Origin of the sequence: Collinsella sp. D33t1_170424_A12 (assembly GCF_015554865.1) — a bacterium.
GTDB lineage: Bacteria > Actinomycetota > Coriobacteriia > Coriobacteriales > Coriobacteriaceae > Collinsella.
The window spans coordinates 1-17221 of sequence record NZ_JADNJJ010000012.1; the positions used below are offsets into that span (position 1 = coordinate 1).

Below are 17221 nucleotides of genomic sequence, written 5' to 3' on the forward strand. Positions count from 1 at the left end.
AGCTGCATCACCGCGCCGGTGTACTCGGGAGGCACGATAACCTTTGCCTTGAGATACGGCTCCTCGATGCGATCGATGCGGGTGGCATCGGGCAGATCCTGAGGGCTGCGGACCTCGACCATGGAGCCATCGGTCATGTAGACGTGATAATCAACGGAGGGACTCGTCGCAATGAGGGCGAGGTCGAATTCGCGCTCCAAGCGCTCCTTGACAACTTCCATATGCAGCAAGCCCAGAAAACCGACGCGGAATCCGAAACCGAGCGCCACGGAGGTCTCGGGGCTCCATGTCAAAGAGGGATCGTTGACATGGAGCTTCTCAAGCGCGTCGCGCAGGTTCTCGTAATCCTTGTTGTCGATAGGAAACAGGCCGGTGTAGACCATGGGCTTCGCCTCGCGATAGCCCGCAAGGGGCGCGTCGCAGGGTCGAGAGGTCATGGTAAGCGTATCGCCCACGTGCACGGCTTCGGGGTTCTTCAAGCCGGTAACAACAAACCCGACCTCGCCCACGGTAAGTGCGTCGACCGGCGTCTCGGCAGGACGCTTAACTCCCACGCCATCGACCAAGAAGCTCTCGCCGCCCTGCATCATGCGCAGGGTATCGCCCTTTTTGATCGCGCCGTCGAAGACGCGCACGGTTGCCACGACGCCTCGGTATTCATCGAAATACGAATCGAGGATAAGTGCCTTGAGCGGTGCATCGGGATCGCCCTGGGGTGCGGAAACGAGGTAGACGATCGCCTCGAGCAGGTCATGAATACCCTCGCCCGTCTTACCCGATACGCACACGGCATCGTCAGCAGGAATCGCGAGCTCGTCTTCGATTTCAACCTTCACCTCATCGGGATGAGCCGAGGGGAGATCGATTTTGTTAATGGCGGGAACGATATCAAGGTCAGCGTTCATCGCGAGCGTGGCGTTGGAGACGGTCTGAGCCTCGACGCCCTGCGTGGCATCAACAACAAGAACCGCGCCCTCACAGGCAGCAAGCGAACGCGAAACTTCGTAGGTGAAGTCGACGTGGCCCGGCGTGTCGATGAGATTGAACTGATAGGTCTTCCCGTCGTCGGCATCATACATAACGCGAACAGCATTACTCTTGATGGTGATGCCGCGCTCGCGCTCGATATCCATAGTGTCCAACAGCTGCGACTCCATGTCGCGTTCTTCAACGGTGCGCGTAAGCTCGAGGATACGGTCGCTGATGGTGGACTTGCCATGATCGATATGAGCGATGATGGAGAAGTTCCTGATATGTGAGGTATCTAAAGTATTCATGCGAGCTATGATACCGCATGCCCACGGCCATAGGCGAGTACCGAAACGTGCACAAATCACGTAGATTCACGTCTATTCCACAGTGTTCTCGTTCCCCTTCCGTACATTCGGTGCTATACTCTCCTGACTGTATGACCTCAACCGTGTCTCAGAGGCCGGATACAAAGGCTTTTTTAGAAGAACTCGAAAGGAAATCTACAAGTGGCAAACATCAAGTCTCAGAAGAAGCGCATCCGCACCAATGAGATCGCTCGCGTTCGCAACAAGGCGATCCGCTCCGAGCTCAAGACGCTTGTTAAGCACGTTCACACCGCTGTGGAGGCTGGCGACAAGGAGGCCGCACAGGCCGCAGCCACCCGCGTGTACCGTGCCCTCGACAAGGCTGCAGCCAAGGGCGTTATTCATCGCAACCAGGCTTCCAACCGTAAGTCCGGCGTTCAGAAGCTCGTCAACAAGATCGCCTAATATAAACCGTACATAGAGCTTTTATTAGGGTCTCGCCATGCGAGACCCTTTTTATTTTCAAAGTGCACGACGTTCCACGCATACGGAACGAACCATCACGATCGAATACACCAGAATTAGCGCGACCGATACGGGGGCTTCGTGCCCAACGATGCGCCAGCAGACGAATCTCCGCCTACAAGCCCCATCACCCAGATGCGCAAGGCGAGCTCGGAGTCGCGCGAACCCTTCAAAGCCATCTCGACATCGACCGCATCGTGAAGCGCGTTCGTCAGCTCCAACATCGAGAACTTACGAGACCATTTCACATGATTTTTAACCTGCCAACTCTGCAGTCCAAGAACCTCGGCCAACCTGCCACCCTCGCCGCGGGCATCAAGCGCCTTCGCGATGATAAGCTCGCGGAGACGACCAACAATCAACGTGAACGTTCTTATTTCGCTGCGCGCAGGCTGCAATGACAACTGCTCCAGTACGGAAGATGCATTTCGAGAGGCGATAGCATTCAACAAGTCCCACGGCTTGGCCTCGGCAGTCCGTACGACATAACGCTCGACATGCTCCTTCTCAATCATTGGAACTTGAGCTATCTCGATTAGCTTTTGAAGCTCGCTCACAAGCAAACGAGTATTCTCCCCGACCCTGCTAACCAGCTCCTCAGCTGCAACTGGATTGATGCGCCCGTTATACCGTGGTGCGATCTTGCACAAGTACCCAGATAGTTCCCGCGTCTTCATAGGCGAGCAATCAATAGCAGCTTTTGCACCGAGTTTGGCCACGGCCTTGTACAGACGCGTGGACTTTGGGAGGCGGTCGGCAATAACGAGACACACCGTGCTTGGCGAAGGTGCGGAGAAATACTCGACGAGAGGCTCGCTCACCGTTTTTGGCAGCTTATCGCAACCATACAGGATTACAAGTCGAAACTCCGTCCCCATGGGAAGCGTATTCAACGAAGCGATGATGTCATCGATCTGCGGATCGCGATTCATGTCCCGTTCATCGAGATTGAAATCGGCCATACCAGTCTGCTCAAGACGAGCCTTCAGTCGTGAAACGTACTCGGACCGGCGATATTCATCGGAACCTACAAGCAGGTATCCAGGCAGCAATTCCTGAGCAGTCACGTATGCAATCCTTTCGCAGCCAGCAGCTGTCATCATCGCCCTATTGTATCGAATTGGCCCGCCGCGTGCGAAGCCGAAGGCCTGCTGATGTGGGCCGGATAGTAACATCGCCCACATCCCGCGTGCAATAGAAACCAGCGCCGTACTCCACAACCGTATCAATGGCCTTTGAATTAGGATGGCCGTAACGATTGCCCGCTCCCGCACTGGCGATAGCGACTTCAGGATCGAGCTCATTCATGAGAGTCGCGTCAACCGAATCGCGTGACCCATGATGACCCATCTTCAGTATCGATATATTACCTGCCGAGCGCGCATATTCATGCTCCTCGTTAACCTCGGTGTCCCCCGTCAGAAGAATTTGCTGGTCTTGGCCAAGCTCGTCACATACAACCGAGAACACCAACGATTCAGAATTCTCCTCGCCACCAACGCGAGACAGCGGCCATAGGACGCTGCATGAAAACGAACCGACCTTCAAGCGATCGCCCGCTGACACCTCTTCCACGCTACCGTTTTCCATAAAGGTAAATAGTTCGGACGGGACATTATCACTCGCCCCGTGCGCGACAACAAGCTGCCGCACGGGGAGCTGCCGCATAACAGCAGGCAATCCTCCCCAGTGGTCGCGATCCCAATGCGTCACCACAACGGCATCAAGCTCATAGACATGATTACGAACGAGCGCGCGCAGCGTCGCCTCATCAACTCCCGCATCCACGAGAACGGTGCGGTCGCCATCTCTGATGAGAATGGCATCCCCCTGGCCAACATCCAATACAACAACCTCCGCAGGGGCGAATACATTCCATCGAGCATAATCGCCCGCGAAAACGACGAGCCCCACCGCCAAACCAGCAAGCAACCCGCGCAGGCATAACGGCCGCCACTTCATGTAGCACCATGCACCGGCGGCATATAAAAGCACGCCCGTCAGAACGCCCGATTCCACAGCGATCGACGCCCAGGGCACCTCTGAAAGAGCCCGGGTAAGAAATAAGGCAACATCCCCTACCATGGCGAGCGGCGCCAACAGCCAGGATCCACTCCCCGTGTACATGGCGATTGGTGCCAGGATCAGACCAGCGGTCAACATGCAAGTAAACAACGGGGCGACCACGATGTTCGCAACCGGTGAAATGAGCGAAAGAGAGCCGAATACGGGCATAACGATGGGAGCCGTCCCCCATTGAGCCGCCAGGGTGATGGAAACCTGATCGGCCAAGCCATCTGGTATATGCCAATTGCACAGCGTTGAACGAAGAACGGGCGCTACAAGCATGATAAAAAGAACGCTCGCCAAGGAAAGCTGAAACCCTACATCAAACACGACTCCGGGATTCATCAACGCCAGAATTCCAGCCGCCAACGCCAAGCCCGACAAAGGATGAGCTCGCCGTCCGAGCAGCCGGCACGCTGTCGCACAGGCAACCATTACAAAACTTCGAACAGCCGAGGGCGAACCGCCGGTAAACATGGTGTAGATGAACATAACTGCTTGCAGCAAGACCAGCCTCGTTCGAAAGCACATCGGAAGTTTGAGCAACGAGGAGCCCAGGAGCGAAACGATACACGCAAGGTGGCCGCCGGACACAGCAATCAAATGCGTTAAGCCCGTTTGAGAAAACCACTCCATGGATTCATCGCTCGACAGCTCCGTCGTCCGTCCGCACAGAAGTCCAGCCAACAACGCTCGCGCCGGATCCGAGGCAGGATTAATAGCTTCAAGCAACTTAGCCCGAAACGCCTCGATACGCGATGGCCGATGCTCCACATCAGACACCGATACCGCACGCAACACCCCGGAGGCGCCTTTCATAAAAAGCGAACGACCCCATCCGTTGCCAGGCAGTTTCGATAGACGGCCCGCAACGGTACAAAGGGTCCCGGCCCCAAGCGGCTCCTCGGTCTGCAGCCAAACCTTCATTCTGCTGCCATCGAGTTCAATTGATGCAACAGATCCACTCCCGTACGAGCCTGGCTGGGGGTCACCGCGAACCAGAACGGCGGCACGAAACGAGGACGCATCGCTAACAGCACCCCTTGCCCGGTCAATGCCTATGACCCAAAACAAACACGCAATGCTAGCAAGAAGTGCTCCCAGCAAGAATGACATGGAATTCGCTTGCAACCTAGACCCGCGTGCATAATGAAGCATCAAGATAACTACCGCGCACGAGCACGCAGCGGTGACCAGGCACGCAGCACGCGGGCAAGCGTTCAGGACCCCTGCATACTCGCGCCAAGACATCTCGGCAACAATAGCGGACACCAACAACACACCTATGGCACCCATGCACCATACAGGCATAAGCGGTCGCGGACCCAGTACATCGCTACGCACATCCTGTGGCGCGAGCGTCATAGGCATACCTGGTCCTTCAGCTTGGCAAACTTTTTCTCCCCAATGCCATCGACCAGCATGAGGTCCTCAAGCTTGGAGAATGGACCGTTCTCGTCTCGATGATCGACGATAGCCTGCGCAGTGGCCGGGCCAACACCGGGCAGCGCATCAAGATCGGTCATAGTTGCGCTGTTGATGCTGATCAGAGCCGCAGAGCTCGAAGGCGATGGACCCCCTCCGGCTTCCGAGGGCTGAGATGCAACCTGCATATCGTCCGCCCGGGGCACATACACCTTCTGGCCGTCGACAACCAGGGATGCTCGATTGAGCGAGGAGAGAACGGCGTCATCCATCAATCCGCCTGCAGCCTCAAGCGCATCCTGCACCCGCGCGCCCTCGGGAAGTTGATACACGCCGGGTGCCCGCACCGCACCGCCCACATCCACATACAGCAATATCGGTTCGGGCTCCTGAGCCTTCGAATCATCTTCCGCCATCGATGAATCCGCATCGGGAACGACAAGCTGCTCCTCAGCTGGGTTCGCAAGAAATATTCCCGCCAGCACGGCAAGCAAGGCGGCGCCACATGCAACGGCCGCAACGGCCTTCATCTCAATCGATCCACGCAATGCAGCTCGCACCGAGGCCCACAACGTACAACGTTTCAATTGACTCATTCCATCCCCTCCTCTCTTCCAGCATGCAGGACGGCATGGAAATATCCGTTGCGAATCAGATAATGCGGACCATCAACGGACTAGAGTCAAACTGGTATCAAACAGCGGTGTAAACAAAAAGGGCCGCTCCAGATGGAACGACCCTACTAAGGCAGATAGAGCGCAATAAGCAGGCTTACTCGACTTCAAGAGACTCTGAAGAATCGTCCCGATGCGCGCGGATACAGTAGCGAACCTCGAGCACGCTATGGCGTTCACGAAGACAACGGGGCGGTTTATACGTGGGCGCAGGGAAATCGATGTACTCAACCGTATCCACAAGATGCTGGATCATGGCCTCGTGGTCGATCATCTCCCATGCCTCGTGCACCTCGTCGAGCTTCGCATGCGTCTCCGGACGACGCGGCATGAACAGCGTGCAGCAATCTGGCGCAACCTCGGTCGATATGTCATACGTGCCGATTTGCTCGGCACGGGCAATAATCTCCTGCTTATCTGAGCCGATAAGGGGACGGAAAACCGGAATATCAACGACCTCGTTAACGGCCATGATGTTCTCAAGCGTCTGAGAAGCAACCTGACCGAGCGACTCACCGGTGACCAAAGCCTTGGCACCCTCGAGTCGAGCAATACGCTCGGCAACGGAGTACATAATACGACGATACATGATCACACGAAGGTCACTCGGGCATTTCAAGGAGATTTCGCGCTGGCAGTCACCAAACGGGACGACGTACAGGCGCCCGATCTGAACACCGGGACGCAAGGCCTCGATGATATCCTGACAAAGATACTCGCTCGTATCCGCCGTCTGAGGACGACCTGAGAAGTGAATGGGAACGGGAACGGCACCGCGACGCGCGAGCAGCCACGTTGCAACCGGAGAATCGATACCCGAGGACAGAAGGGTGACGACCTTACCGGCACTGCCCTGAGGCAATCCGCCGACACCCCGCTCGGACCGCGCGTACACGTACACGCTGCCCTGGACGACGAGGACGTGAACCTGGGCGTCGCATCCCTTCATAAGTACCTTTTTGTCGGGAAACGCCTCGCACAGGTATTCGCCCACCTGGCGATTGAGATCCATCGAGGTGAGCTCGTAATCAGTGTTGGAACGACGGGCGACGACCTTGAACGAACGGAAGTCACCAAACTCGTTCAACGCCTTCCGAGCCGCCTCGCAGTACTCGTGAGGGTCGCGGTTCGTATGGTAGGCAAGCGACACGCGCGCCACACCCGGAACGGTTCCGATGATAGGAAACGCCTGCTCTGCCTGGCCCGCAACGGAGAACGAAACAAGAATATGGCCCGAGATCCTCGTGATAGTAGCAACGGAAAAGGCGGCCAAGGCCGCCTTGATGTTATCCATGAGGATGCGTTCGAATCGAGCTCGATTTTTACCCTTAAGCCCTATCTCATGATAGTGCACAAGGCAAACACGACTGGCCATATGCTATTCTTCCGAAGCCTTGTGGCCAAGGGCCTCTTCATAACGATCGCCCTCATAGGAGATGCTGCCATCGACGATCTCCTCCATTGCCATGGAGATCGTATCCTTACCAGAGAGCGCGATGGTGATATCGTCCACATCCTGGACGGCAAGTACGCGGCTGTGCTGCTCGCGAAGCATGCTATTGATGTCGCACGCGCGCTTTGACGCAAGCGAGGCGAGCAGGAAACGGTTGTTATCGGTCTTATCGAGCAGATCGTCGATATTAGGCTTTACGACTGACACGAGAATCAGTTCCTTTCATAGGTGGAAAGAATCGTAGCGAGCTCACGGGTTGCCTGCTCTAAATCGTCATTGACGACCCGAACATCGTAGGCATCGGCAAACTCGAGTTCATGGCGGGCGTTAGCGAGGCGAATCGAAAGCGATTCGGCGCTCTCGGTACCACGACCCACCAGTCGCTGCTCCAGAACCTCCAACGAGGGCGGCTCGATGAAAACGAGGACGGCATCGGGAAAGCGCTTCTTAACGTTCAGCGCGCCCTGCACATCGATCTCGAGAATGAGAGAATGGCCGGCAGCGAGCTTGGACTCGACCTCGGAGACGAGCGTACCGTAGCGATGGTCGTGAACCTGGGCCCATTCGACGAACTCGCCCTGTTCAACCTTCGTGCTAAAGGCCTCTTCAGAGATGAAATAGTAATTGACGCCGTCGATCTCGCCGGCGCGCGGCTCCCGTGTGGTAGCGGAAACCGTCAGGCCCAGTTCAGGCATACGCTCGCGCACGCGCGCAACAAGCGTACCCTTCCCTGCGCCTGACGGCCCGGAAATCACAAAGAGCTTTGAATCGACGCCGCTCAATTACTTATTGAGCTGCTCGAGCAGCTGCTCGCGCTGACGAACGCCGAGACCCTGCACGCGGCGGGTAGCGGAGATGCCAAGCTCGTCCATGATCTTGGCTGCCTTGGCCTTGCCATAACCAGGAAGGGACTCGATGAGGGTGGAAACCTTCATGCGGGAAGCGATGGGATCCTCGGAGTTGAGAACGGACTCCAGGGTAACCTCGCCCTTCTTGATCTGCTCACGGAGCTCAGCACGAGCATGACGAGCGGCAGCGGCCTTCTCGAGTGCAGCCTTGCGCTGCTCATCAGTAAGCTGAGGAAGAGCCATTGAAACCTCCAAATGACATATGTACTACTTAGAATATTCGGCTTGACCTGCGAAAAGGCACTCCGAACATCGAACGACAGTATAGAATAGACGAACCCGATGGCAGTTTCAAGGAAATATAGCCATCTACTTGCTAAAACTCCCCTACTTCATAGAACGAGCGTGAAGTTTCCGCAGTTAGAGGGCATGGTTGAATTCCTACTCAACAGCTCGCAGCTCATCCACGATAGCCTCGAAGGCCGCAACGGGGTCATCGGCTCCGGTGATGGGGCGCCCCACGACGATATGGCTCGCACCGCTTTCGATAGCAGAAGCCGGGGTCGCCACGCGTGTTTGATCGCCGAGCTCGGCGCCAGCGGGACGTACACCCGGCGTTACGACCAAGCCGCCATCACCGACGAGCTCGCGCATGCGCGATGCCTCGCGGGGCGAGCACACCACGCCGTCGATGCCGTTGGCGCGCGCAAGGAGCGCGAGGCGCTCGGCCTCGACGGCGACCTTATCGGTAACGCCGATCTCGGTAAGCGAATCCTGGCTCATGCTCGTGAGAACCGTGATGGCCACCAGTTGCGGGCGATCGCCGCGCACGGCAGCAGCCTCCTCGGCGCCCTCGCGGCACGCCGCGAGCATGGCGCCGGAGCCAAGCCCGTGAACGGACATAAGGTCTGCGCCGGCGAGAGCCGCGGAGCGCGCGGCACCGCGAACCTGATGCGGGATATCATGGAACTTAAGATCCAAAAACACCTTAAAGCCGCGCTCTTTGAACTCGCGGACGATGGACGGCCCCTCGGCGTAGAACAGCGTCATGCCGACCTTGAGCCACACGGCATGACCGCTCAGGGCATCAGCGAGCTCGAGGGCCCGCTGACGGTCGCAGTCGATGGCCACGATCACGCGGTCGCGCGCCTGCTCATCTAGCATTCGAAAGCTCCAATCAGCTCGTTGATATCGGAAACGCCCTGGGAAGCCGCCCACTCCTCGAGTTCGGACAGGACGCGCAAAGAGGCGGCGGGGTCGACGAAGTTGGCCATGCCCACGGCGACGCAGGTGGCGCCCGCCAGGATCATCTCGGCGGCGTCCTCGCCTGTCATGACGCCGCCGACGCCGCAGATAGGGATATCGACGGCGTTCGCGGCCTCCCACACCATGCGGACGGCGATGGGATGACACAGGGGGCCGGAGAGACCGCCGGTGGGCTTAGAGAGCTTAGAGCGACGCGTGCGAACGTCGATAGCCATGCCGGGGATGGAGTTGATGACCGTCAGTCCGTCGGCGCCCTCCGCTTCTAGGGCGCGAGCGATCTCAGGGATGCGCACCGGAGCCATCTTAACGAACAGCGGGCGGTCGGTAACCTTGCGGCAGGCGCGCATGACATCGGCAGCGCCTTCGGGAGTCGAACCACAGGCTGCTCCACCCGCAGCGATATTGGGACAGCTCACGTTGATCTCGAAACCAGCGGCCCAGGGGCAGAGGTCGCAGAACATCTCGAGCGCCCGCACGTATTCCTCGGTGGAGTGGCCGGCGACCTGGCAGATGACGCTCGTCCCCGCTTCGGTGAGCTCGGAGAGCCACGGGCCGGATTCGGCGGCAAACGCCTGCACACCGGGATTCTGCAGGCCGACGGAGTTCATCATGCCGCCGGGGACCTCGGTCATGCGGGGCGCGGGATTACCGGGCCAGGGCTCGGCCGCACAGCCCTTCGTGGTGATGGCGCCGAGCTTGGATACATCGATAAGCTCGCTGAACTGCCATCCATATCCAAACGTACCCGAAGCGGTGTTAATGGGATTCTTCATCTTCACGCCGCCGAAATCGACGGCCATATTTACCGCGCTCACCAGACCACCACCTTCTTGGCATCGAAGACGGGCCCGCACATGCAGGCGCCCTTCATGCCGTCGGTCGTTTCAACGTTGCAGGTACTGCAGGCACCGAAACCGCAGCTCATCATGCGCTCGAGCGAAGCCTCGCAGAAAACGTCAGCGGCGGCCGCAGCGGCGGCGACCTTCTTCATCATCACACCCGGGCCGCAGGTGGCGATATAGTCGTAGTCGTTGCGCGCGAGAAGATCCGCAAGCAGGTCCGTGCAGAACCCGTGATGCCCGGCGCTGCCGTCGTCGGTGGCAACAGCGACCGTGCCAGCACCGGCGCGCTCGAATTCGGGCACGCCCACCATGGAATCGGAAGAGGCCGCACCCACCACGGCATCGAACGAGATACCGCGCGCCGAGAGCTCCCGACCAAGGCACAGCACGGGCGGAACGCCGATGCCGCCGCCCACCACGAGGGCGCGACGGCAGTCCTTGGGTACCGACCAACCATGTCCACCGGGGCCGAGCAGATCACTTGTGAAGCCAGGCGTCCAGGCCGCCATGCGCTCGGTTCCATCGCCCACGACGGCATACCAGATCTCGACGGTTCCCGTCTCGGGGTTCGCGCTGGCATAGCTCAAAGGGATGCGAAGCAAGCTCATCGCGTTGCCGGGAACGCGGATATTGACGAACTGACCGGGTTTCAACATGCTCGCAAGCTTCGGGGCCTCGATAACGAGCGAATAAACGCCACGGGCGATCTGCTCGTTCGAGACAACGGTGAAGTCATGCATGCGAGCAGGCGAAGGCGTAGGCATAGGCACTCCTTACCTGACCGTATGGATACAGATAAGGCCGTGCGCGCTGGTGCGAGACACGGCCTTACGCTTCTTGCTATCTTAGCAAACTTTACAGGACGCAGCCGTCCTTGAGGGTCTGCTTGCCGCCCACGAATACATCGGTGGCGCGGCCCGTGAGCTCGGCTCCCTTGAAGCCGGAGTTCTTGGCATGGCTGGCGAAATCGCCATCGAAGACGGTCCAGACCTGGTCGGCGTCGAAGACGGTGAGGTCGGCAACGGAGCCCTCGGCGATCTTGACCTGGTCGAGGCCCAGGATCTTACGGGGCTCGATGGCCATGAGCTCGACCATGCGACCGAAGGTGATCTTGCCGGTCTTGACCAGGTTGGTGATCACGAGGCCGAGCGCGGTCTCGAGACCGGTCATGCCGAACGGGGCGAGCTCGAACTCGCGAGACTTCTCCCAGTCGGAGTGAGGGGCGTGATCGGTGGCGATCGCGTCGACTGTGCCGTCGATTACACCGGCGATGAGCGCCTCGGCGTCCGCGGCGGTGCGCAGCGGGGGATTCACCTTGAAGCAGGTGTTGTAGGTGCCATCGATGGCGTCCTCGGTGAGGAACAGGTGGTGCGGGGTGGCCTCGCAGGTCACGGGCAGGCCCTTGGCCTTGGCGGCGCGCACCATCTCAAGGCCCTTAGCGGTGGAGATGTGCTGGATGTGCAGCTTGGCACCGGTAAGCTCGGCGATCATGATGTCGCGCATGATCTGGAGCTCCTCGCCCTCCGCCGGCCAGCCGAGCAGGCCGAGGCGGGTGGAAACGGCGCCCTCGTTGATCTGGCCGTCGCCGACCAGGTCGTTGTCCTGGCAGTGGCTCATGAAGACCTTGCCGAACATCTGGCCGTAGTCCATGGCGCGACGCAGCATGCCGGCGCCCTGGATGCCATGGCCGTCATCGGTGAAGGCGACGCAGCCGTGCTCGACCATGTTGCCCATCTCGGAGATGATCTCGCCCTTGAGGCCACGGGTCATGGCGCCGGAGGGGTACACGCGGCAGTGGCCCTTGGCGGCAGCAACGGACTTGATGTACTCGACCACGACGCCGTTGTCGGTGACGGGGTTGGTGTTGGGCATGGAGCACACGCCGGTGAAGCCGCCCTTGGCGGCAGCGGCGGTCTCGGACTCGATGTCGCCCTTGGCCTCGAAGCCGGGCTCACGCAGGTGGACGTGCATGTCCACCAGGCCAGGGACGAGATACTTGCCGGACAGGTCGACGACCTCGGCACCCTCGGCACTCAGGTTCTCGCCGACGCCGGCGATCTTATCGTCCTCGACGAGGACGTCCATCACGCCATCGAGCTCGACGGACGGGTCGACGACGTGGGCATTCTTAAGAAGCAAGGCCATTATCGGCACCTCCAAGCAGCAGATACAGGGCAGCCATGCGCACGCAGATACCTGCGTACACCTGGTCGAGGATGACGGAGCGCTCCGGATGATCGGGCATGTAGGAGTCGAACTCCACACCGCGGTTGATCGGACCGGGGTGGCACACGATCGCGTCGGGCCTCATGAGGCGCTCGCGGGCCTTGGTGAGACCGTAAAGCTGATAGTACTCGCGCTCGCTCGGGAACGGCGCGCCCTCGAGGCGCTCGCGCTGGATACGCAACATGTAGACGACGTCCAGATCGGGCAGGACATCATCGAGGCTGTTGGACACGTGGTCGGCACCCAGGATGTCGGGACGAGGCGGCATCAGGGTATTGGGGCCTACGGCCGTGACCTCGGCGCCCATGATCTTGAGCGCGGGGATGAGGGAACCGCAGACACGGGAGTGGCCGATATCGCCCACGACGCCGACCTTCAGACCGTCGAAGCTACCCTTGCGCTCCCAGATGGAGTACAGATCGAGCAGGGCCTGGGTGGGATGGCCGTGTTTGCCGTCGCCGGCGTCGATGACGACGGCGGGGCTGGCCTGAGAGACGATGTAGGGAGCGCCCGCATGCTTGTCGCGCACGACGATGCAGTCGATCTTGTAGGCGTCGAGCGTCATAACGGTGTCGATGAGGCTCTCGCCCTTCACCGTGGAGGTGGAGGAGCCGCCGAAGTTGAGCGTATCAGCCGACAGGCGCTTCTCAGCGAGCTCGAAGGAGCTGCGGGTACGGGTGGAGGGCTCATTGAACATGTTGACGATGGTCTTGCCCTTGAGGGTGGGGACCTTCTTGATAGCGCGCTCGTTGACCTCGGAGAAAGCCTTAGCGGTCTGGAGGATCGTCATGAGCTCGGAATCGGAATACTCCGAGATGTCGATAAGGTGCTTGTGATTGTTGAACACTGGTTACTCGCCTCCCAGCGGTGCGGAGCCAATACGGGAACCGGGCTCTACGTCGGTGATCTCGACGGACGTACGGCCGTCGACTTCCTTGCAGAACAGGCGAACGTTCTCGCCGCGCGAAGACGGCACGTTCTTGCCTACGAAATCGGGGCTGATGGGGAGCTCGCGGTGGCCGCGGTCCACCAGGACAGCAAGCTCGATGCTGCTGGGACGGCCCAGGTCCATGATGGCGTCGAGAGCGGCACGGATCGTACGGCCGGTAAACAGGACGTCGTCGACCAGCACGATGCGCTTGCCATCGACATTGAACGGGATGCGCGTGGCATGAACCTCGGGAGAGATATGAGTGGCGAAGTCGTCGCGGTAGAAGCTGATATCGAGGCTACCCTGCGCGACGTCCACCCCCTCGATCTGCTTGATCTGGTCAGCCAGCTGCTTTGCCAGGATATCTCCCCTGGTAACGATGCCGACGATCGCGAGGTCATCGCAGCCTTCGTTGCGCTCGACGATCTCATGCGCAATACGCGTGATCGCGCGCTGTACGGCGGTCTCATCCATGATGATCGCCTTCGGTGAAGACGTGCCCATCGATCTCCTTCCCTAGCCATTGCACAAACGGTACCGCAGGTGCAAAAAAAATAATGCCCGACCGCTATGCGGACGAGACATCACCAAGCAAGATCACCATCAATCGATGGGATATATGTATCCTTGCGGTATCTCGTACGCGCTTAAAGGTCTTTTAAGATTATACACATCTTGGTGGGTGCCGTTGAGGGAGATTTTCGAAAGGAAAGTATTTACAAAATATGAACGACAACCCCACGGCGCAAGCGACCTTGCAACGACAGGTGCGCGAGGCGATAATATAAGACCCACGAACCACGAGCTCTGCTCGACAACACAGAAAAAAGTAGCGGCGTAATATGGAGATTGCGCACACGGCTTTCAACCTGTGTTATAGTCTATTGCTGTTTGTTCACGCGGCATCGAACCAAGCCGCCCCAAGGAGGGTCAAAGAAATGTCCAAAGTTTGCGAAATCTGCGGTAAGCACCCCGTTGCTGGTCGCTCCATCAGCCACTCTCACCGCGTCACCAACCGTACGTTCCGTCCGAACATCCAGCGCGTGTACGTCGTTGTCAACGGCACCCGTCGCAAGATGAACGTCTGCACCAGCTGCCTCAAGGCCGCCAAGGTGGCTCGTTCCTAAGGTCTACCCTTTTTGGACAAACGTTAGCTTGCAAGCATGAAGCACCCTCGAGTAATCGGGGGTGCTTTTTTGCGTGGACGAGCTTGTCGTGCACATATGGAAGAAAGGTGCTCGCCATCACATAACAGTTCCGAATCCACGCCAACGCCCCTGGCGAATAAAACGGAATCGGATAAAGAGAATGTTGGACAATATCAGGGACTCCCATCGAACCGAAGCCAGCCGCGATTCGACGGTACCCATCGCGACAACGCATGCGCAAGCCGCAAATGAGCTCCAAAGGACGACCCTCTCGCAAGGGCATTGAAACCAGATACCGCGACCCTCCGGCGACGGACCAGCACGCCGTCCCACCCCACCCCCGTATCCCCCGAATTGATCGACGTGATCCATGGGCCGTATCCCCTCCGGCTGCGTTCACAACGACTCCGAGCACGCTCATCACAACTATTCAGAGGTCTCCAGGCACCGAGATGTTATTCCAAAGCGTTGTCACACACGAATATTGAAGCGTTTTAACTGTATAAAGAATAACTTTGCTTCTTCCAGACGCACCCGAAAAGAAATACGAGGTCGTAAGGACTATGTAAACGTTAGCGCACTCCAATCATTCAATCCAACAAGACGAGAATTAGGTACTCTTTGTGTTTTGAAACGTTTCATTCTTTACTAATTTCGCTTTCCCGCTCGATTTTACGAAAGAGCTTGCTATGATGCGGCTTGTTGGGTAAGGCCACCGCTTAAGGAGAGCAGAATGGCAAAGAAACCTGTCGTTACCCCTGCACCCCAGATCGTAGATTCCGTCGAGTCCCTTGAGGCCAAGCTTGCGCGCATGCGTGAGGCCCAGGGGATTTTTGCTACGTTCTCGCAGGAACAGGTAGACAAAATCTTCTACGAGGCAGCCATGGCAGCCAATAAGGCCCGCATTCCGCTGGCCCGCATGGCCGTCGAGGAGACCGGTCGCGGCATCCTCGAGGACAAGGTGATCAAGAATCACTACGCCGCCGAGTACATCTACAACGCCTATAAGGACACCAAGACCTGCGGCGTCGTTGAGCGCGATGAAGCTCTCGGCATCACCAAGATCGCCGAGCCCATCGGCCTCGTTGGCGCCGTTATCCCCACCACCAACCCCACTTCTACCGCCATCTTCAAGTGCCTTATCTCCTTGAAGACGCGCAACGCCATCATCATCAGCCCGCATCCGGCAGCCGCCAAGTGCACCATCGCCGCAGCCAAGCTTGTTCTCGACGCCGCCGTCAAGGCCGGCGCTCCCGAGGAGATCATCGGTTGGGTGGACGTCCCCTCCATCGACCTCACCAACATGGTCATGCGCGACGTCGACATCATCCTGGCCACCGGCGGTCCTGGCATGGTCAAGGCTGCATACTCCTCCGGCAAGCCCGCACTGGGCGTCGGCGCCGGCAACACGCCCGTCGTCCTGGACGATTCCGCCGACATCAAGCTCGCCGTCAACTCCATCATCCATTCCAAGACCTTCGACAACGGCATGATCTGCGCCTCCGAGCAGTCCGTAACCGTTATCGACACCATTTATGACGAGGTCAAGGCAGAGTTCGCTCGCCGCGGCTGCTACTTCGTGAAGAAGGGCGCCGAGATGGAGGCCCTGCGCGAGTCCATGTTCAAGAACGGCGCCCTTGACCACCGCATCCCCGGCATGCCCGCCGCCAAGATCGCCGAGCTCGCAGGTATCGAGGTCCCCGCTAAGACCAAGATCCTCATCGCCGAGGTCGAGTCCACCGATCCCGAGAAGGAAGAGTTCTCCCACGAGAAGCTTTCTCCCGTCCTCGCCATGTACCATGCCAAGGACTTCCAAGAGGCCGTGGACAAGGCCGAGCACCTGGTCCTCGCCGGCGGCCCGGGCCACACCGCCTCGCTGTACGTGCACCCGGCTCAGAGCGATAAGATCGCCCTGTTCGAGAACACGATGAAGGCGTGCCGCATCGTCATCAACACCCCCTCTTCGCAGGGCGGCATCGGCGACCTGTACAACTTTGGCATGAAGCCCTCCCTCACGCTGGGCTGCGGCTCCTGGGGTGGCAACTCCGTTTCCGAGAACGTAGGGGTGAAGCACTTGCTGAACGTTAAGACCGTGGCCGAGCGCCGCGAGAACATGCTCTGGTTCAGGGCTCCCGAGAAGGTCTACTTCAAGAAGGGCTGCACGCCCGTCGCCCTCGACGAGCTCGGCACCATCATGGGTAAGAAGCGCGCCTTCATCGTTACCGACCAGTTCCTCTTCAAGAACGGCAACACCCGCGCCATCGAGGCCAAGCTCGACGAGATGGGGATCGCCCACGACTGCTTCTACGACGTCGAGCCCGATCCCTCGCTGCAGTGCGCTCGCCGCGGCGCCGCCCAGATGGCTCTCTTCGAGCCTGACGTCATCATCGCCGTCGGCGGCGGCTCCGCCATGGACGCCGGCAAGATCATGTGGATGATGTACGAGCACCCCGAGTGCAACTTCGAGGATATGGCCATGGACTTCATGGATATCCGCAAGCGCATCTTCACCTTCCCCGAGATGGGCAAGAAGGCCTAC

Annotated in this window: 17 protein-coding genes; 3 read left to right on the top strand and 14 right to left on the bottom strand. The window is 58.9% G+C overall.

What is annotated here, in order from left to right; all coding sequences use genetic code 11:
* On the bottom strand, positions 1-1277 hold a 1277-nt coding region (gene lepA, locus I2E26_RS00575; RefSeq protein ID WP_195419206.1), incomplete at its 3' end, for a translation elongation factor 4.
* Positions 1278-1478: 201 nt separating this feature from the next.
* Between lepA and rpsT the strand changes: the two genes are divergently transcribed.
* On the top strand, positions 1479-1742 hold the full coding sequence (gene rpsT / locus I2E26_RS00580; RefSeq protein ID WP_147588228.1) for a 30S ribosomal protein S20: 264 nt from the start codon (positions 1479-1481) through the stop codon (positions 1740-1742).
* 116 nt (positions 1743-1858) lie between these two features.
* On the opposite strand, the gene holA is transcribed toward rpsT, so the two are convergent.
* The 13 genes from holA to pyrR all read right to left on the bottom strand — a co-directional run bounded on the left by holA (position 1859) and on the right by pyrR (position 14038).
* Entirely contained in the window at positions 1859-2869 is a 1011-nt protein-coding gene (gene holA / locus I2E26_RS00585) for a DNA polymerase III subunit delta (RefSeq protein WP_195419207.1), read from the bottom strand.
* A 40-nt stretch (positions 2870-2909) separates the two neighbouring features.
* Positions 2910-4796, bottom strand: a complete 1887-nt coding sequence (locus I2E26_RS00590; protein WP_195419208.1) for a DNA internalization-related competence protein ComEC/Rec2 — start codon at positions 4794-4796, stop codon at positions 2910-2912.
* Positions 4797-5230: 434 nt separating this feature from the next.
* Positions 5231-5824: a helix-hairpin-helix domain-containing protein gene (locus I2E26_RS00595; RefSeq protein ID WP_195419209.1), complete on the bottom strand. Its 594-nt coding sequence runs from the start codon at positions 5822-5824 to the stop codon at positions 5231-5233.
* A gap of 241 nt (positions 5825-6065) precedes the next feature.
* Positions 6066-7343 (bottom strand): tRNA uracil 4-sulfurtransferase ThiI, encoded by a 1278-nt coding sequence (gene thiI, locus I2E26_RS00600; protein ID WP_195419210.1) that lies wholly within the window; start codon positions 7341-7343, stop codon positions 6066-6068.
* Positions 7344-7346: 3 nt separating this feature from the next.
* Positions 7347-7628 (bottom strand): DNA-directed RNA polymerase subunit omega, encoded by a 282-nt coding sequence (locus tag I2E26_RS00605; protein WP_147588223.1) that lies wholly within the window; start codon positions 7626-7628, stop codon positions 7347-7349.
* 5 nt (positions 7629-7633) lie between these two features.
* Complete coding sequence (gmk, locus tag I2E26_RS00610) at positions 7634-8203, bottom strand: guanylate kinase (RefSeq protein WP_195419211.1); 570 nt, start codon at positions 8201-8203, stop codon at positions 7634-7636.
* Positions 8204-8512 carry an integration host factor, actinobacterial type gene (gene mihF / locus I2E26_RS00615; protein ID WP_147588221.1) on the bottom strand — a complete coding sequence of 103 codons (309 nt, stop codon included), beginning with the start codon at positions 8510-8512 and terminating at the stop codon, positions 8204-8206.
* A 198-nt stretch (positions 8513-8710) separates the two neighbouring features.
* Positions 8711-9433 (bottom strand): orotidine-5'-phosphate decarboxylase, encoded by a 723-nt coding sequence (gene pyrF / locus I2E26_RS00620; protein WP_195419212.1) that lies wholly within the window; start codon positions 9431-9433, stop codon positions 8711-8713.
* Positions 9427-10335: a dihydroorotate dehydrogenase gene (locus tag I2E26_RS00625; protein ID WP_195419216.1), complete on the bottom strand. Its 909-nt coding sequence runs from the start codon at positions 10333-10335 to the stop codon at positions 9427-9429. Before I2E26_RS00625 ends, pyrF begins: the two co-directional genes overlap by 7 nt.
* A gap of 11 nt (positions 10336-10346) precedes the next feature.
* Positions 10347-11141, bottom strand: a complete 795-nt coding sequence (locus tag I2E26_RS00630) for a dihydroorotate dehydrogenase electron transfer subunit (protein ID WP_229056293.1) — start codon at positions 11139-11141, stop codon at positions 10347-10349.
* A 91-nt stretch (positions 11142-11232) separates the two neighbouring features.
* Complete coding sequence (locus I2E26_RS00635; protein WP_195419213.1) at positions 11233-12522, bottom strand: dihydroorotase; 1290 nt, start codon at positions 12520-12522, stop codon at positions 11233-11235.
* Positions 12506-13450 (bottom strand): aspartate carbamoyltransferase catalytic subunit, encoded by a 945-nt coding sequence (locus tag I2E26_RS00640; protein ID WP_195419214.1) that lies wholly within the window; start codon positions 13448-13450, stop codon positions 12506-12508. The genes I2E26_RS00635 and I2E26_RS00640 overlap by 17 nt, the downstream gene beginning before the upstream one ends.
* Before the next feature lie 3 nt (positions 13451-13453).
* The gene (gene pyrR, locus I2E26_RS00645; protein WP_147588216.1) at positions 13454-14038 is read right to left on the bottom strand and encodes a bifunctional pyr operon transcriptional regulator/uracil phosphoribosyltransferase PyrR; all 585 of its coding nucleotides are present in this window, start codon (positions 14036-14038) and stop codon (positions 13454-13456) included.
* Between the two features lie 434 nt (positions 14039-14472).
* Here pyrR and rpmB point away from each other — a divergent pair, with 434 nt between their 5' ends.
* Positions 14473-14661: a 50S ribosomal protein L28 gene (gene rpmB, locus I2E26_RS00650; RefSeq protein WP_147588215.1), complete on the top strand. Its 189-nt coding sequence runs from the start codon at positions 14473-14475 to the stop codon at positions 14659-14661.
* Between the two features lie 754 nt (positions 14662-15415).
* Positions 15416-17221: iron-containing alcohol dehydrogenase (locus tag I2E26_RS00655; protein WP_195419215.1), on the top strand; the 1806-nt coding region annotated here is incomplete at its 3' end.